Origin of the sequence: Algoriphagus antarcticus, assembly GCF_002150685.1 — a bacterium.
GTDB lineage: Bacteria > Bacteroidota > Bacteroidia > Cytophagales > Cyclobacteriaceae > Algoriphagus > Algoriphagus antarcticus.
Window position 1 is genome coordinate 119,816 of sequence record NZ_MSSW01000004.1, and the last position, 7,793, is coordinate 127,608.

4 protein-coding genes are annotated in these 7,793 nt (G+C 38.7%); all 4 read left to right on the plus strand.

Going from position 1 to position 7,793, the window contains the following annotated elements; translation table 11 throughout:
- Positions 1 to 14: 14 nt before the first annotated feature.
- Entirely contained in the window at positions 15 to 3,320 is a 3,306-nt protein-coding gene (locus tag BVH04_RS03510; protein ID WP_086539945.1) for a SusC/RagA family TonB-linked outer membrane protein, read from the plus strand.
- A gap of 18 nt (positions 3,321 to 3,338) precedes the next feature.
- Positions 3,339 to 4,802 (plus strand): RagB/SusD family nutrient uptake outer membrane protein, encoded by a 1,464-nt coding sequence (locus tag BVH04_RS03515; RefSeq protein WP_086539946.1) that lies wholly within the window; start codon positions 3,339 to 3,341, stop codon positions 4,800 to 4,802.
- A 137-nt stretch (positions 4,803 to 4,939) separates the two neighbouring features.
- Positions 4,940 to 6,649: an FAD-dependent oxidoreductase gene (locus BVH04_RS03520; protein ID WP_086539955.1), complete on the plus strand. Its 1,710-nt coding sequence runs from the start codon at positions 4,940 to 4,942 to the stop codon at positions 6,647 to 6,649.
- 411 nt (positions 6,650 to 7,060) lie between these two features.
- On the plus strand, positions 7,061 to 7,793 hold a 733-nt coding region (locus BVH04_RS03525), incomplete at its 3' end, for a polysaccharide pyruvyl transferase family protein (RefSeq protein ID WP_140160509.1).

Here is a 7,793-nt window from a genome sequence, read left to right on the forward strand (position 1 = left end):
AACCAATTAAAATTATGAAAAGAAAATTACTGTGCCTAATAAAAATGGTATCTAAGAATCTCATCTATGGCTGTATCGTACAATGCCTCTTCCTGACGGCAGTAATGGCCCATGGTACAAATGCTCAGGTAAAATCAATTGACAAAACCTTTGTGGTTATCCAAAAGAGTAATTGGGGAGTAGAAGAAATCTTCAAAAATCTGGAGCGTGTCACAGACTACAAATTTGTCTACACTGAAGAGATGTTGCAAAACACATCAACCGTTAAGGTTAATAAAAAGAGGCAATCGGTTCATGATGTCCTTTTGGAAATTGCGTCCTCTTCCAATCTGAAATTTAAACAGGTCGACAGTTCCATTTTTGTAGCGGAAAGATCCAAACCCAATTCTTCACAAGAGAAAGATCCTTTATTTGAAGAGGTGAATGTGTCGGGAATTGTCAAAGATGCTAATGGCGAACCACTTCCAGGGGTAACTGTAATTATAGAGGGAACTTCCGATGGTACAGTTACTGATGTTGATGGCAACTACACAATAGAAGTCCCAGAAGGTGGAGTTTTGATTTTTTCTTTCGTTGGGTTTGAGAGGCAAAGAATTGCCATTACTAATCAGACGAATATTGATATTATTTTAAAGGAAGATGCCAGATCTTTGCAAGAAGTTGTAGTGATAGGGTATGGATCTGTTCAAAGAGCTGATATTACTGGTTCTGTCGCTCAAATTTCAAGTAAGGATATTGATGCATTCCCAGTTCCAAACGTTCAACAAGCACTTAGAGGTAGAGCACCTGGTGTAAGAGTCATTCAGAATTCAGGCCAGCCAGGATCATCTGTCCAAGTTCAAATAAGAGGAGGGAATTCATTTCTAGGTAGTAACCAGCCATTATATGTGGTGGATGGTTTTCCTTTAGCTGGAGGAATTGATTTTTTAAATCCCTCAGATATAGCTTCGATAGATATTCTTAAAGACGCTTCTGCAACTGCAATTTATGGTGCAAGGGGTGCAAATGGCGTAGTGATAATAACCACAAACAAAGGCAAAGAGGGTATCAATAGAATTTTGGTCGATAGTTATTATGGAGTACAGGAAATCAGCAAAAAATTTGATTTAATGAACGAAAGACAATTTGCTGAGATTGCAAATGAATTGGCAAGAAATGATGGGCGACCTGAGGTTTTTGATATCAATAACCTTCCCAATATCAATACTGACTGGCAGGATGAAATTTTGCAAATAGCACCGATACAAAGCCATACCGTGACTTTTGATGGCGGTAATAAAACATCAAAGTATTCCATATCAGGAAATTATTTTCAGCAGGACGGTATCGTGATCGGTTCAGGTCTTCAGAGAGGTTCCATAAGGGTTGGACTTGATCAAAAAGTGAAAGATTATTTATCGATAGGGACAAATATCGTTGCTACACGTCAGATGACTGATAACGTTAATGCCAATAATGGTCACAGAGGTAATGGAATCCTTTCAGCAGCTTTTGTTTCCCCTCCTACAATAGCTCCTTTTGATGAAGATGGAAACTTTTCTGAGGTAAATAGGTACTTCTTTAGTCCCAATGTTTTACAGAACCCTTTGCTCTTTGCAGAAATATTCAATAGAACAACCAGTTCAAATCTACTTGCTGATGTGTCTGTAAATTTCCGGATAACGGATGATTTTTCTTTTAAGGTTATTGGAGGAATAGAACAGGGATTTCTCGAAAATGATTTTTATTCCCCTTCCGTTGTTAGATTAACTTCACCAAATGGAAATGCAAGTACCTCAATCATAAGAAATATATCATATCTGAATGAAAACATATTGACCTATAACAAGATGATTGGAGCCCACAAACTTAATTTGGTTGGAGGATTTACCTTTCAGGATTTTAGAAGTAAAGACAACAGGTCAAGTGGAAGTGGATTTGTCACTGATCTCCTACTTAACAATAACCTTGGAGCAGCCCAATTAACGGATCCGAATTTTTCTGATTTTTCTGAATGGACAATTCTATCTTGGTTAGGTAGGGCAAATTTTTTCCTAAACGATAAAATCCTTTTTACGGGAAGTATTAGGGCGGATGGATCATCCAGATTTGGGGCCAATAATAAATGGGGATATTTCCCTTCAGGTGCAATTGCTTGGCGCTTATCCGATGAGAAATTTATGAAAAATATAACATGGATAAGTAACCTTAAACTTAGGACGAGTTACGGTGTAACAGGAAGTACAGCTGTTTCGCCATTTCAATCCCTTAATAGATTGGGAGTACAAAGGACAACTTTTGGAAATAACGATGCCATAGGTTTTGTTCCTGCAGCTGTTCCTAATGACAACTTAAAGTGGGAAACTACAGAGCAATTTAACTTTGGGATTGACTTTGGAGTGGTAGATGAACGTTTTAGGCTTACAGCTGACTACTATGTGAAAAACACGAGAGATTTATTGGCAAGGGTCACGCTACCTGGTTCTACTGGATTTAATTCTGTGTTGGTTAACTTAGGAGAATTACAGAATAAAGGTTTCGAATTAGGTATTTGGGGAGATATTTTAATCAATAACTTTAAATGGGATGCTTTTGGACAAGTTTCTTTTAACCTCAATAATGTCATAAATATAGGTGGCAGTGATGTATTTGGAGGAGGTTTAAGTCTTCCTTTCGGTTCTCCGATCAACATTGCAAGGGAAGGTCAGCCCCTCGGGATGTTTTGGGGATTTTTGGAGGACGGTCTCAATGAAAACGGATCGATAAAATTTCAGGACTTAAACGATGATGGTGTAATCAATAACCAAGACCAAACAATCATTGGCAATCCATATCCAGATTTCATTTACAGTATAAATAATAATTTTAGTTACAAAAATTTCGACTTAAACATTTTTATTGAAGGAGTCAAAGGAGCAGATATGTTCTTTGCAACTGGTGGGTCAATTTCCAATGCTTTTAATACAGGGGAAAATCAATTGGTAGATGTTTACAATGATAGGTGGACCACTGAAAACCAGAATATAAATGCCGCTCATCCAAAAATAAGTGCCAATACTGTTTTCAGATCTTCTAATCGGTTCATACATGATGCTTCTTATCTGAGGTTAAGAAATATCAAATTGGCCTATAACCTTCCTTTTTCCAAATGGAACATTAAAGGAGTTAGTAATGCACAAGTTTATATCAGTGGTCAAAATCTGCTTACAATCACTAGCTATCCAGGTCTGGATCCTGAAGTGAATACAAGGGGTGCTACTGGGGATTTAAGGATAGGAATAGATGAAACTGGATATCCCATCGCAAAGTCATACACGCTTGGACTAAGAATTGGTTTTTAATTATAAAATTTAAGCAACATGAAAAAATTATTTATACTTCCATTAATCTGCATCTTACTAACTAATTGTATTGGTATTTTAGATGAGGATCCCAAGAGCTTTATTTCCAAATCAAATTTCTATAGAAATGAGTCTGATGCCTTTGCGGCATTATTTGGCACCTATGGAACTTTAGGAAATAGTTCCTTTCCCACTATTTGGTTTATGGCTTTATTGGAATGTAGAGCTGATCATGCAAATGGAAGAGGAAGTCAGGTTCCGATAAGTAATTATTCCCAACCTCTTGATGCTTCCAATCAAGTAAGAGCTTGGAACTCTTACAATGAAATATATCAGGGAATTAACAGGGCCAATGCGGTTTTGGACAACGTTCCTGGGATTGAAATGAACGAGGAGACAAAAAAAATCATCTTGGCAGAAGCAAAATTTCTTAGGGCTTTCTTTTACAGCAATCTTGTAAAATACTGGGGAGGAGTACCTTTAAGGGACAAAGAATTCACGGATTTTGCGCAGATCGCAGCCCCAAGGGAATCTAAACAAGTGGTATGGGATTTCATCATTAATGATCTGACTGATGCGATTCCCAATTTGGAAAGCTCTTTTCCGCTTGGGCAAACAGGAAGGGCAACTTCTTGGTCTGCAAAGATGCTGTTGGCTGATAGTTATTTGAATCTTGAAAATTGGCAAGAAGCTGCCAATATTGCGGAAGATGTGATATCAAATGGGCCATATACATTTGTCGAAATTAATGAACCTAATGATTATAATAGAAAAATATATGGTGCCGATGTAATTTCAAATTCAGAAAATATTTGGTCAATTCAACACTCTGCAACCAATGGTAATTCTATTGCGCAATTTTTACATCGGACACAGTCAGGAGGATATGGTATAGGTGGTGTTTTTGCTTGGGTTCCCGTCATGAGCTCTTATCTAGGAACATGGGATAAAAATGATTTCAGGCAAGATTACAATACTTACACATTTACAACAGCCCCTTCAGGCCAGATAATCCCTTTACCTTCTCCTTCGCCATTATTCAAAAAATACCAGGATGGAACTGCTGCCTCCGGAGCAGCCCATAGGAATAATATACCTGTTTATAGATTACCGGAAGCTTATTTGATATATGCAGAGGCAAGTGCAAGAGCAACCAATTCAGTGAATGCCCTATCTGTTGAACGCCTCAATGCGGTCAGAAGAAGGGCTTATGGTTTTGATCCACTTTCACCATCTTCAGTAGATTTCCCTTCCGATTTGCCGCTAAACCAGTTCATAGACCTCCTAATTCAGGAAAGAGCCTATGAATTTATACTTGAAATGAAAAGATGGAATGACCTTTTAAGAACAGGGAAAGCGAAAGAGGTAATAGAAGCTACAGGCAAAGTTTGGAGTGATGTGAGCTATTTGTTTCCTCTGCCGGTAGACGAAATCAATAATAATCCGGGTATGACTGAAGCAGATCAAAATCCAGGTTATTGATAGCAAATCTTTAGTTTAATCTTCAATAGAGATGTTTATCTTTTCCTTCCCAAAAATTTGTAGTATTCAATCAAAAAGTAATGATTAAAAAAATTTCATTTTTTTTAAACCAGCTTTTAAAAAGTAATCTAAATCTTATGAAAACCTTGTTAAGCAAAAAATATAACTTAAAACTACAGTTATTTTCTTCACTTTTTTTTCTGATAATAGGATCTCTTTCCTCATGTAGTTCCAATGAGGGCGAGGGAAACAATAATTCTATTCATCAATCCGATTTAATTGTTTATGGCGGCACCTCCGCAGCAATTACCGCAGCTGTCCAAGCCAAGAAAATGGGTAAATCTGTTATTGTGGTTTCCCCGGACATTCATTTGGGAGGGCTTTCCTCCGGAGGTTTGGGTTTCACAGATACAGGGGATAAAACCGTGATCGGAGGCTTGGCAAGGGAATTTTACCACCGTGTTTATATGCACTACCAGAATGACTCTGCTTGGAAATGGCAAAAACGGGAGGAATATGGAAACAAAGGACAAGGAACTCCTGCCATCGACGGCAATGCGAGGACAATGTGGATTTTTGAACCTCATGTAGCAGAGATGATTTTTGAGGATTTTGTCAGGGAAAATGAAATTGAGGTTTTGCGGGATGAATGGCTAGACAGGGAAAATGGCGTGGTCAAGGAAAACGGCAAAATTGTTTCCTTCAAAACGCTTTCAGGAAAAACCTTCAAAGGGAAAGTATTTATCGATGCGACCTATGAAGGAGACCTATTGGCTGCAGCGGGCGTTGGCTACCATGTCGGAAGGGAATCCAATGAGACTTATGGAGAAACATGGAATGGAGTTCAGTATGGGGTCTTCCAACACAGACATTATTTCATAGAACATGTAAGTCCATATGTTGTACCCGGAGATGATACAAGTGGTTTGCTTCCCGAAATAGCGGATGAGCAGCTTCCTGAAAATGGAACTGGCGACGATAAAGTACAGGCCTACAATTTCAGGATGGCACTCAGTCAGCATCCCGACAACAGGATTTCTTTTCCAAAGCCTGCAAATTATGACCCCGCTAGATATGAACTATTGGCTAGGGTTTTTGAATCCGGTTGGGATGAGACTTTTAACAAATTCGACGACATTCCCAATCTGAAAACTGACACCAACAACCACGGTCCGTTCAGTACCGATTACATAGGAAAAAACTATGGCTATCCTGAGGCAAGCTATGAAGATAGGAAAACCATGATCCGGGAACATGAAGATTACCAAAAGGGATTGATGTACTTTTTGGCTAATGATACAAAAGTTCCCGACTCTGTGAGGCTAGAAATGTCAAAGTGGGGTTTGGCAAAGGATGAATTTACGGATAACGGCAATTGGCCGCATCAGATTTATGTCAGGGAAGCAAGAAGAATGATCGGGGATTATGTCATGACCGAACATGATGTGTTGGGTAAAAAGGAAGTTTCCCAATCGGTCGGTATGGGTTCTTACTCCTTGGATTCCCACAATATTCAGCGTATCGTGACACCGGAAGGCTATGTACAGAATGAAGGGGATATTGGGGTTAGGCCAAAGGAACCCTACAGTATTTCCTATGGAACCATTGTACCCAAAAAACAGGAGTGTGAAAATCTTTTGGTTCCGGTTTGTGTCTCAAGTTCCCATACCGCTTTTGGGTCTATCCGGATGGAGCCTGTTTTTATGATTCTTGGCCAATCTGCTGCCACAGCGGCGGTACTTGCCATAGATGGAAAAATAGCGGTGCAGGAAGTCGATTATACCAAGCTAAACCAAAAGTTGAAAAGTGACGGACAGGTTTTGGTGTTGTCAGAAAGATTAAAGTGAACTGTTTTTTAAATTTGGAAGGATGCCATTAGAGACCATTTATTAATTTCCAAAAGAAAACGCTGATAGGTATACCAAAATCATTCGATGACTTTCAAGAAAGTTAAAGTTGGGCGAGGTGAAGTGTTCAAATATGATTTTCCTGCTGGATTTCAGGCGAGGTGGATTCGGTTTAAATCAAATGAAGATTGTAATGCGACCGCTTGGCTGGAACACAAATAAATAGAATTATAACCAAATAGATTGGGTAATTTATATAACCACTGTTTTACTGAAACAGTGGTTTTTTTACTGGTTCTACCTAAAAGCAGATCGATTAATTATTTAGTTTTTTATATTTTATCATATTTTTTTGTTAAGTGTGATCGATTTGGTTTTTTAGTCACACAAAAAAATTAAGACATAAAATCTATGAAAAATCTTTCCAGAAGAATTCTAATAAAAAATACCGGCTTGCTTGTTCTATCCAGTTTACTTCACCCCTTTATTGGCTTTTCGCAGAGTTTAAAATCCGCTAAAACTATTTTGATTGTGTCCGGCTGGCAGGATGTCAATATTGGAGACATCGCCACCACTCCGGGTTTGCTGAATGTTTTCCAGACCTATTTACCGGAAGCCAAAATCATTCTTTGGAAAAAAAGCAAGGGCAAAGAAGTAGGAGAGCTTTTGAAGAAGAATTTTCCAACGGTGGAAATAATCTACGGCAATGTCGATGAGGATAAAAACGTGGATAACCCTGAAATCCTTGCTGCCCTTGAAAAAGCCGATGTGATGGTTCATGGATCAGGTCCATTGTTAGTCGCTGCGGATCACCTGGCCTTTTGGATGAAAAATACAGACAAACCATTCGGAGTTTTCGGAACCACCCTGCAAAGTCCAAGTGAGTACCACCAAAGTATTTTGAAAGAGGCGAGCTTTATCTACACCCGGGAAACGCATTCTATTGAGCATCTAAAAAAAGTGGGGATAGTAGGTGACCACATCAAGTTTGCTCCTGATGCGACATTTTTTATGGACATCAAGAATGAGGAGAAAGCTGACCAATTCTTACAAGAAGCAGACTTGGAAGATGGGAAATTCATTTGTGTGATTCCACGGCTACGCTATACACCATATCATCAATTCAACCCTAACAACAACGGTT

What these genes read in the sequence shown, in the direction of transcription:
- BVH04_RS03520 (WP_086539955.1), top strand. Translation starts at nt 4,940, where the DNA reads ATGAAAACCTTGTTAAGCAAAAAATATAACTTAAAACTACAGTTATTT.
- BVH04_RS03510 (WP_086539945.1), top strand. Translation starts at nt 15, where the DNA reads ATGAAAAGAAAATTACTGTGCCTAATAAAAATGGTATCTAAGAATCTC.
- BVH04_RS03515 (WP_086539946.1), top strand. Translation starts at nt 3,339, where the DNA reads ATGAAAAAATTATTTATACTTCCATTAATCTGCATCTTACTAACTAAT.